Origin of the sequence: Rufibacter ruber, assembly GCF_001647275.1 — a bacterium.
GTDB classification, from domain to species: Bacteria; Bacteroidota; Bacteroidia; order Cytophagales; family Hymenobacteraceae; genus Nibribacter; species Nibribacter ruber_C.
In genome coordinates this window covers 1-18,618 of record NZ_LRMM01000031.1, presented here as the reverse complement: position 1 = coordinate 18,618, position 18,618 = coordinate 1, and the positions used below count along the sequence as shown (strand labels likewise).

Sequence of the window (18,618 nt, the reverse complement as noted above, 5' to 3'; positions counted from 1 at the left end):
GATAACTCCTTATATGGAATGACTTTGGATAAAACTGGCGCGAACTTACCCAATGAGTATTGTAGGGGGAAATGGGTTTATATAGATACTATAAGCATAGCTACAAGTGACCCCCGCCTAATTTCAGGTGTCCTTCCTAAAGATGTTTTGGAGGCTATCGACGAGGTAGGATACTATCTCACCCAGGTTCAAATAAAAGTTTCTGAGCAAATCCTTCCCCGCTAACTGAAAGGGGAGATAACCTTTATCTTCCTTCCAATGCCTCGGCAATGCTACCTATTTCTCCCATGTGACTTCTTCATTTTGTCTAACTAGCCTAGAAGGAAGATAAGTTTCGCTCTATGTTGCCATCTATGAAGCAGATAACTCTAATTAAGTTTCTGCATTTCACAATTGTATTAAAAGAGTATAAGGTACTTTCAGACAATGAGAGGTACGCTAGCAATGTCGACCTGGATAATGAAGATAAATTGGTGAAGCTAGCCAAGAGCACCGATGAGCAAAATTAAGGATAAGAACAAAATCGGTTCATGGATAGTTGTAGCAGTATATTGAAAATAGCAAAGCAGATAAATCTTCTTAGTTAGGTAAGATTTATCTGCTTTAAATAAGGTAAAGTATTTTTGGAGTATAGAGGTATCTCAACTAACAAGTTACTTTATACGCATGAAATTTAAGAAAATCAGGGTAGATACCCTTACTTATTGGTTCAAAAACTCAAATCGATCTAGAAGTGCTACATCGTTAAGTGATTGTTACAATGACACGTTCTTATGCAGATTACAAGGAGAAGATTTCCATATTAGCTTTTTATGTAACCTAGCTGAATGGCTAAATAATATTACTGACATACTAACTGATACAAGATTAGATGAATGTGATGCAGAAAATGATCTTCTGTTAGATGCTGAAGCAATCTTTAGATTTTACACGAGATTGTTCCTTGTTGTTTCCGAAGTTATTGAAGACTTTATAGACCTGCACAGAAAGATTAAGGAACTAAGGAGCAAAAAAAGTGCGGGCAAGGACTTTGCAATGAGCTTATCCTTAAATCACAATTTGCAAGATATCTCTGATTACATTAATTCTGTGTGCAAGCACAAAGTCACAGGATTGCACTGTCATAATCATCACCTTGCTATTGAATTTTAAGACTTTGGGGGATTTGTGAAAGAAAATCAAGTTCGTTTAGGCAATGCGAACCCGGAACATACGGATGATGAAACAACTATTCTAGTTCCAAGGCTCAATTACTTTATAGAGGCAATCATTGATTGCTGTAATAATTTAGAAATGCTATTAGATGACCCTGAATACTATGAGAAGCTAAAAGTTAATTTCGCTAGGTAAATCACTCTATTAAAAATTTCGCACTATACCCTCGCTCCCATTCCATTGATGAACGTGTCTACAAATCCCACTACTTTGTCAACCACTCTTTCATAAACAGCCTTCCTCTCTAAAATCTTGGGCTTCACCTCTACCATATCAATCACCTCATCCCGCAGCGGTTTCCGCTCTGTAAAGAGGTAATTACCTAATAGAGCTTGCAACTTCACAGGGTCCAGCTTTTCTTCCTGACTAATGGCGGCTAATGCCTTTTGCTGCTCCTGCGCCCAGAAGTTCTCAAAGGCTTCAGGTACATCATCTGCATCATCTATATGGGGCAGGTTCTCTTCTATAAACTTCTCAATAAGTTCACGTTTGCTGCGGAGGGTGGCCTCTCCGGTGAGCATATCAAGAATGACTTTTTTCTGTTTCTTCTGGTCCTCAGGCGTGGCGCCGTTCAGTTTAGCTAGTAGCTTGAGAATGTAGGAAACGTTGATCTCGTCGCGGTGAATGAGTTCCAGCTCAAAGTCAACATCATTCAGGATGGATTCCTTCTCTTTGCCGGTACCGGTCTTCACTTTGTCATACAGATCAAGGTACTTGCTCTTGTAGTCTTCAAAGCGCTGCTCGGCCATGGACAGGTCTTCAAAGGTGAAGTCTGCGAAGGTGGTGAGCACGTTCTTGAGGCGCATGAGCTCCCTGAAGGCTTTCACAAAGGCCAGTTCCTGTTCTTCATCTACAAGGGAATCTACGCTTTTCACTGTGGGTGCTATCTTCTGCAATTCAATACAAGCCTCATTGAACTTGGTCACGTAGTCTTCATAGGGTTCCATGATGATAATGTCCTTGGCTTCTTTGTTGGAGAAGAGCGCAATAGCGTCATCGGTGGCTTGCTTGAGGTTACGGAACACTACAATATTTCCCTGCGACTTCTGCTCGGTGTACAGGCGGTTGGTACGACTGAAGGCCTGAATGAGTCCGTGGTATTTCAGGTTCTTGTCTACGTAGAGCGTGTTGAGCGGCGGACTGTCAAAGCCGGTCAGGTACATGTTCACCACCAGCAGAATGTCAATCTCTTTGTTCTTTACCCGCTTGGAGATGTCATTGTAGTAGTTGTAGAAACTCTGGCTGTCTTTGGTGGAGAACTTGGTATTGAACAGGGCGTTGTAATCTGCAATGAACGCGTCCAGCTTCTCGCGGGTGTGGCTGTTGGCAGTATAGGCTACTGTTGGCTCGGCGGCTACCAGCAGTTCATCGTCTTCATAGGTAGGTAAGATGCCGTTGGCTCCTTTGTCTTCCTCGTTGTCTGTGAAGCTGAAGATGGTGGCAATTTTGAGGTTGTGTTTGCCTTCGTCTTTGCGCTTTTTGAAGAGTTCGTAGTAACGGATGAGCACGTCTACACTGCTCACGCAGAACATACCGGTTAAGCTTCGGCTGTGGGTTTTGCGGGCGTGGTTCTCCAGAATGTAGTCCGCAATCTTCTGCAGGCGCTGCTCACTTTCCAGCAGCTCTTTGGTGTCTATGTCCTCTACCTCAATGTCAAGGTTGGTATTACTGCCTTCCTTTTCTTTGTAGCGGCCAATGTACTCTACGCTGAACTTGAGCACGTTCTCGTCTTTGATGGCATCGGTGATGAGGTACTTGTGCAGGCACTCGTCAAAGAGCTCTTTGGTGGTGCGCTTGCCCAGCTCGTTCTTGACGGCGTTCTCGGCGAAGATGGGCGTGCCTGTGAACCCGAATAGCTGCGCTTTGGGGAAGAACTTCTTGATGCGGTTGTGGGTCTCCCCAAACTGGCTGCGGTGGCACTCGTCAAAGATGAAGACGATGCGTTCTTGCTGTAGTTTTTCCATTTTAGGCAAAAACCGCAGTTTGCTGATGGCTGTGTTGAGCTTCTGGATGGTGGTGACAATGAGCTTGGTGTTGCCCGAAAGCTGGTTCACCAGCGCCTTGGTGTCATCTGTGCCGTCCACGCTGCCCGCCGAGAAGCTGTTGAACTCCTTGCTGGTCTGGAAATCCAGGTCTTTGCGGTCTACCACAAACACCACCTTGTGCACCTTTGGCAGCTGCATGAGAATCTGGCTGGCCTTGAACGAGGTAAGGGTTTTGCCGGAGCCGGTGGTATGCCAGATGTAGCCGTTCTTGTCGGTGTTCTTCACGCGGTCAATGATGGCCTCGGTGGCGTAGTACTGGTACGGCCTGAGCACCATGAGCACCTTGTGCGTCTCGTTGAGCACAATGTACTTGGTTACCATCTTAGACAGGTGGCAAGGCTCCAGGAAGGCTTTGGTGAAAGCCTCCAGCTGGGTTATGAGCTTGTTTTCTTTGTCTGCCCAATAGAAGGTCTGCTTAAAGGTCTGGTGCTTGTTATTGGCGTAGTACTTGGTATTGACTCCGTTGCTGATGACAAACAGCTGCACGTACTGGAACAGGGCATGACTAGACCCGAACGAGTGCCGCTGGTAGCGGTTTATCTGGTTAAATGCTTCCTTCAGTTCCAGGCCTCGCCGCTTGAGCTCTATTTGCACCAAAGGCAGGCCGTTCACCAGCAGCGTAACGTCATAGCGGTTTTTGTACGTGCCCTCTATGCTTACCTGCTGCGTTACCTGGAACTGGTTCTGGCACCAGTGCTCCTGCTGGATAAACTCCAGGTAGATGCTCTCGCCGTTGTCTTTGGTGAGCTGCATCTTGTCTCGCAGGATTTTGGCCCGGTCAAACACACCGCCCTTGTTCAGGTGGTTGAGCACACGCCCGAACTCCTTTTCGGTGAGGGTGACCTGGTTGTGCTTCTCCAGTTGACTCTTCAGATTCTTCAGTAAAGCAGCCTCGTCTTTGATGGCGACAAAGGCATAGCCCAGTTCCTGCAACTGCTTTACTAAATTATCTTCCAGTACCTGTTCCGGTTGTGTTCCCATTAAATTTTTGTGGCGTTTTAAACAAACATCTGCTGCAGCAAGCCTTTTTTGAATTGCTTGGTTTGTTCAAGTTGATTAGTAACAAGATTTATTTTGTTTTCGATAGATTTTAGAAAGCATGAAATCTTGTTTTGCTCCTCAATTGATGGTAATTGTATTGAAAGCTGCAAGAATACATCTGCATGAATTCTTTTGGCTTTACGGCTACCATCAGCGGTATCCCCAAACTTTTTGTAAAAGCTCTTCTGCTTTACATACTCAAGCAAAAATTTACTATTAAGATTAGTACTAATATCAAAACAAGGCAAATCAACTGTAGACTCGAAGGCATCTAGTTCGTTAGGAATAATACCAAAAGCGCAATTAAGAAAATCTAGTTTACTATAAATAAATTGTCCAGATTTCCTGATATAGTACTGGGTATTTGCACTACCACTTATTGCTTCATTTTTTTCAAAAACTCCATTGCCCCAGAGCTTAACTGTAAGCTTTTTTGCTTTATCTCCTGTACTTCCTTTTATTCTACTCTCAGTTAATAGTTCGACTAGCTTCTTCTCTTGCCATTCTGGGTATTCCTGCCCATTTTCACCTTTAAACCGAATTCGATGAGTAAAAATTTGCTGAATAACTCCTTTTTTATACCTTTCTAACAGGTCTATCTTCTTGGTAAGCTGCTGAATTTTATCATCAATTGCATTAAGAAAAGAAGCTATTTTCTTTTGTTCCTTTGTACTAGGAAGGAACACCGGAATTTCAGCTAATCTTTTAGTAGAAATACTCAAGACCTTTGTTCCTTGAGCTATTAACATGATTCCTAATCGCACCTTTCTACTTTGCATCAATAAAGAAGCAAAGCCATCTGCCACTAGGTCAACTTCCCTACGAGCCAAAAATGTGTGTAGACCTGCTAGAACTTTCTCTCCATTCAAGTAGGCAACCTCAATACATTTCCCAATATCATTATAATCTTCAGATGCATCAGCTATAACTAAATCACCTTCTTTCAGATAACATTCTTCACTAGTCTTTTGAAGATTAATATCCGAATTTATGAAAGGAACATTTTCCTTAGTAATATCAAATTTAGATTTGAATTTAGTGTGAATATCTCCGTAATGTATATTCTTTACTTCCCCATTATCATAGTTGAGTTTATCTCTAGACAAGGAATTCGTTGTTTTGAAAGAATACAAGTTGCCAAACCTTTTTTCATGCCACTCCCCTCCAAACTCAGGAAACCGCAAGGCAGGCACATTCTTCACCTCAGTTGTTATTTCTTCTAATTCCACTTCCATGGGTTAAAAAGGTTTAGCAATTCTCAACTCTTCACAAAAACCCGCAATAACGATGTCTGTTTCATGCATTTCTTCTTCCAACCCAATAAGTGCGGATGAAACTTCCTGCAAGTCTATTGCCTCTTCTTCAGTGAAGGTGTCCACATATCGCGGTATGTTCAGATTAAAGTCGTTCTCCTTCACCTCGCTCAAATGAGCCACATAGCTGTACTTGTGTTCTGGTTTGCGCTCACGGTAAGTAGAGATAATCTTCTCAATATCCTCTGTCCGCAAGTAATTCTGCGTTTTCTCCTTGCCGTATTGCTGACTGGCATCTATGAAAAGAATATTATCGGCCTGCTCGCGGCATTTCTTAAACACCAGAATACAGGTAGGAATAGACGTGCCATAGAAAATGTTGGCAGGCAGGCCAATCACAGCATCTAAGTAGTTGCGGTCTTCAATGAGATACTGCCGGATGTGCCCTTCGGCCCCGCCCCTGAACAGCACGCCATGTGGCAATACCACTGCCATGGATCCGTTCTCAGCCAAGTGGTGCACCATGTGCTGCACAAAGGCAAAATCTGCTTTAGAGGAAGGTGCCAGCTTGCCGTATTGGCTGAAGCGGTCGTCAGACATGTGCAAAGGGTTGGCACTCCATTGCGCCGAGAATGGCGGATTGGCCACAATGGCTTCAAACTCCTGCCCCAGGTGCTGCGGGTGCTCCAGCGTATCGTCCTGCCTAATGTCGAACTTCTGGAAGTGCACATCATGCAGAATCATGTTCATGCGGGCCAGGTTGTAGGTGGTGCGGTTCAGCTCCTGTCCGTAGAACTTGGAAACTTCCTGCACCTCTTTGGCCACGCGCAGCAAGAGCGAGCCCGAGCCGCAGGTGGGGTCATACACAGATTTCAGCTTGGTCTTTCCCGTGGTCACCAGCTTGGCCAGCACCTTAGACACTTCCTGCGGCGTGTAGAACTCCCCGGCCTTCTTGCCCGCCCCACTCGCGAACTGCCCTATCAGGTACTCATAGGCATCGCCCAGCACATCGGCCTCGGTGTCTTCCAGCTTAAAGTCAATCTTGTCCAGGTGACCCAGCACTTTGGCAATAAGGTCATTCTTGGCAGCTTCGGTACGGCCCAGTTTGGTAGAGGTCAGGTCTAAATCCTCGAACAGCTTGTTGAAGTCGTCCTCGCTCTCGGTGCCCATGGTGCTCTGCTCAATGTGTTGGAGCACCTGCGTGAGTTCGTCCAGGATAAAGTTGCTGGTGCCTTCCTCTTTGTTATCAGAGTTGCCTTTTTTCGCCATTTCACTGAACAGCTCAGATGGCTTCAGGAAGTAGCCCAGGCTATGCACCGCCTCTTCCTTAATGGCCTCCAGGTACTCCTGCCCTTCTTCGGTGCTCTCGTCTATATCATGGTAGGTAAGGCCGTCCTCGGTCAGGATTTTGTTTGCGTACAGCTCCATCTTCTCAGACAGGTACTTGTAGAAGATAAAGCCTAAGATATAGTCCCGGAACTCATCGGCGTCCATTTTGCCTCTCAGCGTATTGGCGATGTTCCAGAGTTGTTGTTCTAGTTGTTTCTTGTTGTTGTCAGACATGCTGCTGATGGGTAATGAGAGGTATTGTAGTACTTGATACCAAATAAACCTTACAAGTTAGAGGATGAAACTGACAAAGAGAAGCAATATAGATACGTAAGCTTTTGGATAAAAAGCTTTACAAAACCTACTATCACAAAATCAACACTTTAGTATTAATCTCAAGTAGACCATTCTAATGTTCATTGTCAGGGTTGTGCAAAACTTTTGAATGTTTAAGGCCTTATATTCAATATCTATATGAGTACAAGCCCTTAATTAATTAGGTATATATATAATTCCTATATAAATTCTTACGAAGTATATTTTTTTCTTCATATATTGCAATGCCTAGTAGACGAGCTTTATCCAAAAGTTCGTGCTGTCTGGGGAAGGGCGTTACGCTCTTTCTTTGTAAGAAACAAGTCAATGCTCCAGAGAATAATCTGAAAGATTACTGGTAGGTACCATGGGCAGGTTGCTTCCAGAAGGAAGAGTACGAGGTTCTCCGATGAGGTTATCATATCTTTAACTGTTGATTCGGTGGCTAAGTTACCCTTTGCAGGGCTGCTTACTTTCTCGTGTAGAAGGTAAGGGTGTTACTCGCTTACGCGTCCACGTCAAGGTTGGCTTTTAAAAGCAAGGGTACCTGCAATCCTTAGCCTGACGTAAGCTTTTAAAATATAGCCACTTATGCTAACCCCCAGTTCTCCCACCTCTCTTGAAACTGACTGGCAACGATCAAGGCTTTATCCTCATTTCGATTCAGAGTATACTTCTTATTGGGCTAAGGCCGAAATAAGAAGACAAGTAGAAAACGTTGATTGGGTAGCCAAAAGACAATTTTTACCTCTTATCAAACGAGAAGTTGTCACTTGGAAAAGAAAGAAAGCTCCTGTTGGCCACGCATCTGGTAAAAAGCGGATTCTCAAGCGCAAAAAGCGATCAATCTGCTTTGCCTCTCACACTGACGCTCATATTTACTCTTTCTATGCCTATAAGCTAAAAGAACCCTATGAAAAAGTGTTAGAAAAAGAGGATATTCAAGAATGCGTGATTGCTTATAGACCAGTAAAGAAAGGATTTTGCAATATTCATTATGCTAGAGATGTGTTTAGCTTTATAAAGCAAAAACAACATTGTGTAGCCCTACTCTTCGATGTTGAAAAATTCTTCGACACTTTAAACCATGAAAAATTAAAAAGCACATGGGGGCAAGTTCAAAATTTCCCTAGCAGTGATTACACATTGGGACCAGATGTGTTCAACATATATAAGTCCTTAACAAAATTCTCTTACATTCCAGAAGGACAACTAAAGAAAAACTTTAAATCATTTTATTCCCAGCCTTTCACAGAAAGGTCTGGAAAACAAATTTGTAGTGCGGAGGATTTGCGAGCACTTAGGAAAAAAAGATGCCTTTCAAGAAATAACAAAGAATATGGCATACCTCAAGGCTCTTCTCTTAGTGCAGTTTTAGCTAATATCTATATGTTACCATTTGATATAGCTATGAAAGACTTTTGCAATGATAAGGAAATACTATATAGGAGGTATAGTGATGATATACTTGTAGTTTGCGACCCAGAGCAAGTAAGTACTGTAGAGGAAAAGGTAAATGAGTTAATTGCCGAAAGAAATTTAAAAATAAATCCTGACAAGACAGAAAGGTTAAGCTTCAATCCAAACCCTAACAATCTAAGTGAGTTAGATTGTACTAACTTAGCTACAGGAGTTAAAAGTAAAGTTCAATATTTAGGCTTTACTTTTGACGGAACAAAAGTAAATATTCGCAGAAATAGCATTGGAAGGTACACAACCAAGTTAAATAAAGCTGCATTTGCTATTGCAAAAGGATGTAAGAAAAAAAATGACCCTCCCTTAAAAGGTTATATAAGAAGACGTCTATTTGAAGGGTATACTCTCAAAAGAAGAGAAAAGACTAATTTTTTGACCTATGCGAACCGTGCTGAAAAAATAATGTCAGAGGTAGGATTTGACGTATCAAAGATTTCTACCTTTAAGAATAAGCATTTAGCTTCAGTTGATAAAGTTGTAAATAAGGCATTTCTAAAATTCAATAGAAATTTAAATATTAAAAAGAAACCCTAGAATTTTAATTTTTTCTCTTTATTTACTTGTTCTCTCACTCGTGGCTGTCAATATACGGTTTAACCTACCAGAATAGGATCTCTTTCAGAACCCAACTTAATTACAAACTTTAACTTACTGGACGACCTACACCTTCTCAATCAAAACCTCAACATTATATAGCAAATTTATACTATAGACTAGATCTATATCACCTTTATAGTCATGTTTAAATAACTAAAAGTGAAATGTATAATTTAAAAGTAAAGATTAAACAATGAAAGATTTACAATTTATCCTTAATAAAGATTGGGCAAAGGAAATCTCCAATGAGAACGGATTCTTTTTCCAACATGGTCAGGATGCTTTAAAAAAGTGGCTAGAAATGGATTTAGATGAGGCAGTAAAGCAAATACTTTCTAGCTTATCTAACAATTACGTAAGGTTGCAAGAAGAAGCCAAATCAAATCAAGAGTTAAAAAGCATATTAGAACTTTTGTTTGAAATCATTTCTTATTGTGACACTAAAGCTAAAGATAAAATTAAATTTAATAAATATAACCCAAATAGGGTACTGGCAGAAGCTGCTGTTAGAATGAACCATTGGGTTGAAAAACTACTTAATTTTAAATTATCACCAACTTCTGTTCAAGAAGGATCTCCTAAGAATGCTTTCAATTATTTATTAGACCCACGAAAAAATGCCACTATTCTTAGTCTAAACCACAGAAAATTAGTTTCTGAAAATTTATTCGCAAAACCATATATATCAGAAGCCTTTGTTGATGAGCTTCAATCATATTTTAGCAAGTACAATCTAACTACATTAGATGCAGATAATTACACCCATTTTTTATCAAGGATTGTTTATGATCTGGAGGATGAATGGAAAGAGGAAGTAGTGGGCTTAATGGCTTCTGATGGTACTGGTTGGCAAGATGACCACATAGAAGCAAGAAATAATTACGAATTCTCTATAACATGGAATAGCAAATCGCCAACAGGAGGAAATGCTATACTAGAGCAGTTAAGAAAAGCTATTGGGGATAAAGGATATTTTAATTTTTATTATTCTTCAGGGGGAAATGTGAATTATAAAGCTACTATAGTTGACTTTGCCAAAGGAGTTGATGAGTATAATAAAAAGAAATGGAGTTCTAAAAAAGTTATATATTTTCAATCAGATTTTAACCAATATTCAGATAACAATAAAAGTGCTAAGATTGTTTTCCTCGTGGATTCATTTGAAAAAGTAAATCCTATCCCAGTATCTTCTTTTAAATTTTATAAGGCATCCGCCCCTATTCACGATAATATATCTCCTCTAAAAGCAGAACCAAGAATTCCACAAAGAACTGAATCTTCCCAAAATATTTCTGATACAAGTCTAAAAGTATCCTACCAAAAAATTATGTCTTCTCCTTTAAATCAAATCCTCTTTGGCCCGCCAGGTACTGGTAAAACCTATCACACCATTAACCGGGCGCTAGACATTTGTGGAGAAGCCACAGAAGGCATTCCACGTAAAGAATTGAAATCCTTGTTTGATGAGAAAGTAGCAGCAGGGCAAATTGTCTTCACCACCTTCCATCAAAGCATGAGCTATGAAGATTTTATTGAAGGCATAAAGCCCAAAACCTCTAACGAAAAAATCATTTACGAAGTGGAGGAGGGTATCTTTAAGTCTATTTGCAATAAAGCTCGCCCTTCTACTGGCAACTTTGAGGAAGTTATTGAAATATTTAAAAATGAGATATCAGAATCAGATGGGAAGACACCAATAACTATAAAATCCAAGGCAACTACTTTTGATGTCACCTACCGCGGCACAAATGTTTTTTATATACAGCCGCACATTACCACTAAGGATAAACCTTGGTACCCCGTCAATATTTTACATATAAGAAAAGCATTTGAGTCGAATTCGTATGAAGGTGTGTACAACACCACCTACGTAAGGGAGATAATCGCCTTCTTGGTTCAGAATAGAGGCTTAGAAAAAAGAAGGGATGACCAGCAGAAACCCTATATTCTAATCATTGATGAAATAAACCGCGGCAACGTATCTCAAATCTTTGGGGAACTCATTACGCTCATAGAAGAAGACAAACGCCTTGGCCGCGAAGAACAACTGGAGGTAACCTTACCTTACAGCAAAGAAAAATTTGGAGTTCCTGCAAACCTTTACATCCTTGGCACTATGAACACCGCAGACCGTAGCGTTGAGGCTTTAGACACAGCCCTGCGCCGCAGGTTTAGCTTTGAGGAAATGCCACCTCGTCCAGAACTCATTAAAACTGAAGGCAGGTTAAGTGCAGAAGGCGGCCTTTTAGCTGGCATTGATTTGGAAGAACTTCTAAGCATTATCAATAATCGCATAGAAAAGCTACTGAACAAGGACCATTTAATTGGGCACAGTTATTTTATGGGCGTGGCTGATATAGCAGGTCTTAAAGCAGTTTTCCAAAATAAGATAAACCCTCTACTACAAGAATACTTCTTCGGTGACTTTGGTAAGATTGGCCTAGTGCTGGGAAAAGAGTTCTTTGAAAAAGAAGGTTTGCAGGACCAAGACACAGATACTCTTTTCGCTGATTTTGATGATTATCAAAGCAGTGATTTCAGCACCCGCCCAATCTACAGGCTTAAAAACGTCTGCGTACTTTCAGATAATGATTTTAATACTGCCATCAACACTTTATTAAGAAAGTAAAATGGCTACTCTTCCTCCTATCATTGTCTTTGAACATGAAAGTTTGAGGGTAGGCAAAGGCCGCTCATCTTTGACTACTACTCAACTGAAAGCACTTCAAGTCTTTTATGGAGAGCAGGGTGTGCCTTATTATTCACTCATTCATCAAGGGGTTAAGTTTAATGAGCATGTAGGGGTCATTCAAGTGGGGGATACTACCATTGAAATCTTACCAAAAGCAGATAAGAAGAATAGTGAAAGTGCTACCACACAAGATCTTTGGCGGAAAATGCTTTTAGACATGCTAAAAGCTGTGGGCATGTTTGAGGTATCTGCCCCTACAAGCTCCTCCCTAAATTTGAAAAGCAATTCTATTCTAGACCTCTATTTCGAGCTCTTCCTGAAAGAAGTTGAGTATCTCCTTCACCGGGGTTTGATTAAGAAATATAGAAAAGTAGAAGGCAACACCACCGCTCTGAAAGGCAACCTCAAATTTGGCAAGCACCTACAGCAGAACCTTACGCACCAAGAACGGTTTTATGTGCAGTATACCACCTATGATGTAGTACACCAATGGCATTCCATTCTTTACAAGACAATAAAGTTACTTGAGCAAATTAACAACAATGTCAGCCTGCACAGCAGAATTGGGACCTTGCTATTGAACTTCCCAGAAGCGCCAGAGTTAAATGTTAATGAGGCTACATTTAATAAACTAGTCTATAACCGTAAGACCGAGCCTTACCGCAAAGCCATAGAAATTGCTCGTCTGCTACTTTTAAACTACCACCCCGATGTAGCCAGAGGCAAAAACCATGTATTGGCACTCCTCTTTGATATGAATCTGCTTTGGGAAACGTTTATTTACGTTACTCTTAAAAAACATTTTTATAAAAATCAGCCTTCTTTTACAGCCACGGCCCAAACAACCAAATACTTCTGGAAGCCTCAGAAAGGCAACAGGTCTGCCATCAGGCCTGATATTTTAATTAAACGAGATGGTGAGAACTATGCGGTTTTGGATACCAAATGGAAAAACCTGAACGGTTATAACCCTTCCCCTGATGACCTGCGGCAGTTATACGTGTACAACGAATACTATACTGCTAACAAAGTAGGCTTAGTATATCCAGGAGAAAAGTCAATTAGTTTAAGTGGTTGGTATTTGCACCCAAAAGAAGGGAAAGCAACTAACAAAGAGTGCTCTGTTATTACTTTATGCACGGCAAATTCCCTTAAAGAATGGCAGAGTGTAATAGGCCAGGAATTGACGAATTGGTTACAACGCCCACAAACTACATAATATTCTGCCTCATTCTTGTTTGCAGAAACGCGCTTTAAGATTGTAGGTGCTCAAGGCAAAAGTGGTAACTTACTGGTTTGCTAAAGCTACGACATGGAAAACCAGCTTTCTCACATACTTAATAGAGAAGAACTATATCACATGGTATGGCAAGAACCTGCAACGCAACTTGCACTCCGTTACGGAATTCCTTATCATGATTTCAAGAAGATTTGTGATGCGTTGGCTATTCCCCTCCCTGGTTCCGGGCATTGGTCAAAAGTACGTGCAGGCAAAGAAAGCCCTATGGTAGCTTTACCAACTGACTACTCCGGGCCCAGCGAGACCATCATACAACCAGTTCTTAAAAAACAAAAGGCATCCTTAATAAGCTCCATCCAAAAGGAAGCCGAGGCTGATCACAAATCTGCGTTAAAAGTCCCGACTAGACTTACCGACCCAGATAAGCTAATAATAGCTGCAAAAGTGCAACTTGAAAAGAAGGATACTTATCTACGTGACGGCCTATTGAGTATTTATGGTGAATATCTAAACATCAGAATATCACCTGCAAACATAAATAGGGCCTTGCGCTTTATGGATGCCTTGGTAAAAAGCCTGAAACTTAGAGGCTATCAAATCAGAATCACACGTTACTCTACGCTTGCAGTTGTTGAAGGAGAAGAGTTTGAGATTAGCCTGCGAGAAAAGCTTACTAGAATAATAGAAAAAACAACTAGATGGGGCAGTCATAGTTATGCGCCAAGTGGCATATTAATCTTTAAAATAGGACCTAACTATAGGTCTAAGGAATGGAGAGATGGCAAACAACTGCTTGAGAATTACCTTACTGACATTATTGCCACCCTAGAGCTTAAGGGCCAGAAAGAGAAGGAGGCTAGGATACAAAGGCAATTTAAAGAGAAGGAAAGGCAGGAGAGGGATAGAATTCAAAGAGAGTATGAGCAGTTACAGGAAAAAGAGTTACTTCGTTTCAAAAACCTCTTGCAACAGGCCCAACAATGGAAACAAGCTAAAATTTTAAGGGAGTTTATCACTGACAGAGCCTCACACGCCATGAACAACAAAAATAATACTGTAGACTTAACTGAATGGATTAACTGGGCAAATCAAAAGGCAGATTGGTATGATCCCACAATGCCCTGCATTGATGATTTACTAAATGGTGTAGACAAAACCACTCTAACTTTAAAAAATAAATCTACACATTATGGATGGTAATTTCCTTTCAACTATAAGAGAACTTGCCTTGATGGACTTTGCTGGTGTTTTTTGAATAATCCGTAAATGGCACCCAAACACAAACATTACCATATATAGTGGATTGTTTGTGTTTGGGTGTTTTCTCTATTTGGATATAATCAACTTGCTTTTTCAACTTCTAACAACTCATAAGTCGTTGTAATACCTGGCCTACTGTTTATTCTTAAATAACATGGCAAGCCAGCACAACTGTAGATTAACAAATCATTGGCTGCTATCTCCTTGAGCCGCCCCTTCACAGTATTGGCATGAGTAGAAAACTTCTCAGTCAGTTCTAAAATCAGTTCTCGCTGCGGCTTTGGCTCCAACAGGTAATTTCCCAAGCAATCGGTTAGCAACCTAACATCAAGCTTTTTTCTTCTATCTTCTATCATCTCACCTACCATTTCTAAACTGGCAGGAGCTAACGCATGAGTAGCCGCATCAAAATACAAATATGTTGGATCTGGTTTTTTACCGTTTCTTAGCTTTAGAAGCTTCATCGCAATCACATCGCTATCTCTATTATTAGGGCCTTTTTCGAATCCAATCTGCATAATGGTAGAGGCTTTGTTTGCTGCCTCTGTGCCTATATGCCCTCTCGCTTTATCTGTACCAGGGTTCTCATGTATTATGAGTAAAAGCGTAATATCATGGTCGTTGATTAACTGGTTTAAGAAATCGAAGAGTTCCAGGGATTCGGAGGAGTTATTGAAATCTTTGATGCAATCAGTTACCACGTCTAACAACACAAATTTGTGGCGGACACATTGGTGCATCAGTTGCTCAATAAACTCTTTTATGGCAGGCAGCCTTTCCGTTCTATTGTAGTGTATAAGGCTAAAAGGAATAAGGTGATCATATGGCTGGTACTGATCTCGCCCCGCAAGCTTCCTCACTTGCTGGATGGCCAAAGGAAACTGTTCGGTAGTGTTTCGCTCAGTATCTACATAGGCGACGGAAAACTCCTTGAACTCTTCTTTTGTAAGTCCACAAAAGTCAGTAGTACAATAATTACTTCTTATTAGCAGACTGCAAATCAACTCGGCAAGCCTGCTCTTGTGTGAGCCGAACTTACCTTGAATAATATTTATTGTTCTTTGCCATATCAATCCTTCCCCGTTTAGTTTAACAATTGGAGGTGTTCTAACTATCTTTTTAGATGAGTTCTGATTGATGGTATCTATTATTGGCTTAAACTTTTCAGCCCAAATATTATTCGCAACATAGGTTGCCATGCGTTGCTCTGTTGTTGCTAATGCGTTGCTGAGCTGTTGCTTTATTGTTGCAACGTGTTGTTGATGTAGTTGCTTGTCAGCCGCAACATGTTGTTGCATCAGCTGCTTTTCTGTTGCATGATGATGTTGCAAAGGGTTATTAATACTTGGAGGCACTACAGGCTTAAAATCAAGCATAATTCTATAATTTAATAAACCCATAATTGTTACCATCAGAGACTCTCAGCATTATGTACACACCATTTAGGTTTGTATCCATCAACAACAGGTTGAGTTCCTGCTCCAATAATACCCATGTATCCATCATGCGCAGTTTAGATGCCGCCTGCAGCTCCTTGTAAAGTGTGTTGTATGTATTGGCTAAGGATTGAAGAAAGATATTCCTTCTTTCAAGGTGAATCTTGTTGAGGCTTGGCTTGGCGGCATACTCAACAAGCACGTTGCGTTCTTTGTTGATAATTGTTGCCAACTGTTGCAAACCTTGTGTTGCATAAAAGCAGGCATCCTCTGATTGGATTATCATTATTTTTTGCCCCCCTTCTTGCTTCTAGAGCTGTATACCTCAGCCTCAATTTCAGAGATAGTCTTCTTTTTGCTATCGGTTAACCATTGCTCCAGATCAGATTGTTTAAATACCAGCCGCTTGCCCCTCTTATAATGAGGAATAAGTCTACCGCTTGTATAGCTGTATAACGTTGACTTTGGAATTTTTAGGAATTTAGCTGCTTGGGAGACATCAAAGTAGCGCTCCTCTGCATTTGACGTAGGTGCTAATAAACCGGTATCTCCTAATACCTCTAGAAGCGACTGTTTTACTATGCCTCCTAAAGCAATATTTAGGAGGTCTGACAATGTTGGGTTATTCATTTGGATCATTTATTAAGTTCTGACCCAAATGTAGAGTAATGATAAACCGGAGGGTCCCCTACTAGGGGACCCAACTTTTTTCTACTTATTATTCATTTTTTGCAGTTGCTTGATTTTCTGAGCGATAAACTCACTTATATTTCTTTGTTCTAGAGCTTCAAACAATGGCTCAATAGCTTGGTAATCAATTAAATTTTGTTTTGGTGTTTTGTGAGGTTCGTAATTACTATTTGTAATCTGGCTTACTTTCTTACCAGTCTCGCCTTCACTAGAATTTGTCAAAGCCCCGATAAACGATGTCAGACTCTTTTTGTCTTGACTTCTATTTATTTTAGTGAATTTATCAAGCAAGGATATGGCTAGTGCTTGTTGCATTGCTGTGTACTGTTTCTTGCTATTTGGGCTAGAGAGGAGGTTGCCATTGCTCTCAATACTTTTAGTATTTTCAAGGATAGGGCTTTCAGATCCAGAATCATTTTGAGCTAGTAGTTGATCTCCTAAATATTTTCTTGCTTCTATTAAGCACCCATAATAGTACTTCCAGGTCCACACATTCATCATTAAAAGCTGGAGCTCCTCCGCATGTGCGTCAGCACCCATACCAACTATAGTCTCCAGATGCTTAATACCTTGTTCCCGAGACAACCCAAGAAAAGTTTTATAAGCACTCAGGATTTTTAGTTTCTCAATTTCCTCAGATACATTTAAGTAATACTCTCTTAACTGCTGCAAATGCACCTCCGTGACTTCGTTTAAGCCAAACTGTATATACTCCTGTGAAAGAGGCAGCTCTATAATGGCCTTAGTAGCTATAAGCTCAGATTGCACCACTTCTAATTGCTCATAGATACTTTCTTTGTCCTCCAACTTTGCCACAAGCTCTCTTCGCTTGATTTCAAAATTACTTAAGGCTATCTCTTTAAGGACATCCTTATTTCTCGCAACCCTCTCTATTGCTTGAATATTTGATTCAATAAAATTATTACCCATATTTATATATAGCAGAAATCTTTCAGAATTACAGTAGAAACTTGTCAGCTTCATCCAGAACAGTATTCTCAAAGCTGTCTAGATAAACCTGTGTTATTTTCTCACTGCTATGGCCCAATGCCTCACTGATTTGGGAAGTGGAAACGTTTTGTCTCTTGAGCACTGTAGCATAGCTGTGCCTAGCCACATAAGTGGTAATGTTAAAATCTATCTTAACCGCTTTTGCCACAGTCCGCAAATTACTATTCACTTCCTTCATAATCTTTTTCACACGATTCTTTATCTTCTGCTCCGTGTCATGGTAATTTCCAAGGATAGGAAAAATATAACCTGATTCATCCTGGTGGGCATTATAGTATTCTAAAATTTCTAAGGCCGGTGGAAGCAATGCGATGTTAAATTGATGGCCGGTCTTTGCTCTTGTATAATGCACCCTTCCATTCTCCACATTACTCCACTTAAGTTGCGCAACGTCTATAAAATTGACACCTCTACAATAGTAAGAAAAAAGGAAAATACTTCTTGCTACCCAAAGCTTACTGCCAAGCTCTAGTTTATGGTCTGCGATACTCTTTACCTGCTCCTTGGTAAGCGCTCTCTTTTTTGTCTTTGTGTTAAGCTTTGTCAGTTTATATGCTTTGAATGGGTAATCATTTCCCCTAGCATGCCCCTCTGCAATAGCTTTATTATATATTGAGCGAAGGGTACGCATATAAACCGCTATGGAATTCTCCGTCACCTTCCGCTTTAAAAGATCATCCTCTAATCGGGTCAGGAAAATGTAATCTAACTCTTTAAAGGTAATGTCTTTCTCCTTAGTGAACCGCGACACTATGCGTTTAGCATTTTGAAAAGCATCTGCAGTACCTACTTTGCCTACATCCTTATGCCGCTGAACCAGCTCATCAGTGAATTGAAAGACGGTCCACTTACCAATTACTTTTCTACTTAGCGCTTTAGCAATATCATCAACCGAGTAGTTCTGCTCATTGTTATCAAAGAAGCTGTTTAGAGTTTAATAACTTCCAAAGAATTAGGGAGGTAAAAGTGTTTGCGACAACATTTCTCACCAAGCCCTAACTCAATGGAAGCGATAAGC

The 18,618-nt window shown here is 40.7% G+C and carries 13 protein-coding genes; 5 read left to right on the top strand and 8 right to left on the bottom strand.

Features of this window, described 5'->3' with window-relative positions; all coding sequences use genetic code 11:
• Window positions 1-666 precede the first annotated feature (666 nt).
• Entirely contained in the window at window positions 667-1,152 is a 486-nt protein-coding gene (locus tag A8O25_RS12995; RefSeq protein ID WP_066835549.1) for a hypothetical protein, read from the top strand.
• Between the two features lie 221 nt (window positions 1,153-1,373).
• Here the strand turns inward: A8O25_RS12995 and A8O25_RS12990 are convergent, their stop codons facing one another.
• From A8O25_RS12990 to A8O25_RS12980, 3 genes are read right to left on the bottom strand one after another with little or no spacing between them, the layout of a single operon-like run.
• A complete protein-coding gene (locus tag A8O25_RS12990) occupies window positions 1,374-4,241 on the bottom strand; it encodes a type I restriction endonuclease subunit R (protein WP_066835548.1) in 2,868 nt (955 codons plus the stop codon).
• Between the two features lie 17 nt (window positions 4,242-4,258).
• Window positions 4,259-5,536 (bottom strand): restriction endonuclease subunit S, encoded by a 1,278-nt coding sequence (locus A8O25_RS12985; RefSeq protein ID WP_066835547.1) that lies wholly within the window; start codon window positions 5,534-5,536, stop codon window positions 4,259-4,261.
• Between the two features lie 3 nt (window positions 5,537-5,539).
• On the bottom strand, window positions 5,540-7,117 hold the full coding sequence (locus A8O25_RS12980; RefSeq protein WP_066835546.1) for a type I restriction-modification system subunit M: 1,578 nt from the start codon (window positions 7,115-7,117) through the stop codon (window positions 5,540-5,542).
• A gap of 672 nt (window positions 7,118-7,789) precedes the next feature.
• Here A8O25_RS12980 and A8O25_RS12975 point away from each other — a divergent pair.
• The 4 genes from A8O25_RS12975 to A8O25_RS12955 all read left to right on the top strand — a co-directional run bounded on the left by A8O25_RS12975 (window position 7,790) and on the right by A8O25_RS12955 (window position 14,403).
• Complete coding sequence (locus tag A8O25_RS12975; RefSeq protein ID WP_066835545.1) at window positions 7,790-9,208, top strand: reverse transcriptase domain-containing protein; 1,419 nt, start codon at window positions 7,790-7,792, stop codon at window positions 9,206-9,208.
• A 256-nt stretch (window positions 9,209-9,464) separates the two neighbouring features.
• The gene (locus tag A8O25_RS23835) at window positions 9,465-11,900 is read left to right on the top strand and encodes an McrB family protein (RefSeq protein WP_066835544.1); all 2,436 of its coding nucleotides are present in this window, start codon (window positions 9,465-9,467) and stop codon (window positions 11,898-11,900) included.
• Window position 11,901: 1 nt separating this feature from the next.
• Window positions 11,902-13,182 carry an McrC family protein gene (locus A8O25_RS12965; RefSeq protein ID WP_066835543.1) on the top strand — a complete coding sequence of 427 codons (1,281 nt, stop codon included), beginning with the start codon at window positions 11,902-11,904 and terminating at the stop codon, window positions 13,180-13,182.
• Window positions 13,183-13,275: 93 nt separating this feature from the next.
• Window positions 13,276-14,403: a hypothetical protein gene (locus tag A8O25_RS12955; protein WP_153042738.1), complete on the top strand. Its 1,128-nt coding sequence runs from the start codon at window positions 13,276-13,278 to the stop codon at window positions 14,401-14,403.
• Window positions 14,404-14,543: 140 nt separating this feature from the next.
• Here the strand turns inward: A8O25_RS12955 and A8O25_RS12950 are convergent, their stop codons facing one another.
• The 5 genes from A8O25_RS12950 to A8O25_RS12930 all read right to left on the bottom strand — a co-directional run bounded on the left by A8O25_RS12950 (window position 14,544) and on the right by A8O25_RS12930 (window position 18,456).
• Window positions 14,544-15,863 carry a hypothetical protein gene (locus A8O25_RS12950; protein ID WP_153042737.1) on the bottom strand — a complete coding sequence of 440 codons (1,320 nt, stop codon included), beginning with the start codon at window positions 15,861-15,863 and terminating at the stop codon, window positions 14,544-14,546.
• A complete protein-coding gene (locus A8O25_RS12945; RefSeq protein ID WP_066835536.1) occupies window positions 15,844-16,185 on the bottom strand; it encodes a hypothetical protein in 342 nt (113 codons plus the stop codon). Before A8O25_RS12945 ends, A8O25_RS12950 begins: the two co-directional genes overlap by 20 nt.
• A complete protein-coding gene (locus A8O25_RS12940) occupies window positions 16,185-16,538 on the bottom strand; it encodes a helix-turn-helix domain-containing protein (RefSeq protein ID WP_066835534.1) in 354 nt (117 codons plus the stop codon). The genes A8O25_RS12945 and A8O25_RS12940 overlap by 1 nt, the downstream gene beginning before the upstream one ends.
• A gap of 72 nt (window positions 16,539-16,610) precedes the next feature.
• Entirely contained in the window at window positions 16,611-17,519 is a 909-nt protein-coding gene (locus tag A8O25_RS12935) for a hypothetical protein (protein ID WP_153042736.1), read from the bottom strand.
• A gap of 28 nt (window positions 17,520-17,547) precedes the next feature.
• Window positions 17,548-18,456 (bottom strand): tyrosine-type recombinase/integrase, encoded by a 909-nt coding sequence (locus tag A8O25_RS12930; protein WP_277620015.1) that lies wholly within the window; start codon window positions 18,454-18,456, stop codon window positions 17,548-17,550.
• Between the last annotated feature and the right edge of the window lie 162 nt (window positions 18,457-18,618).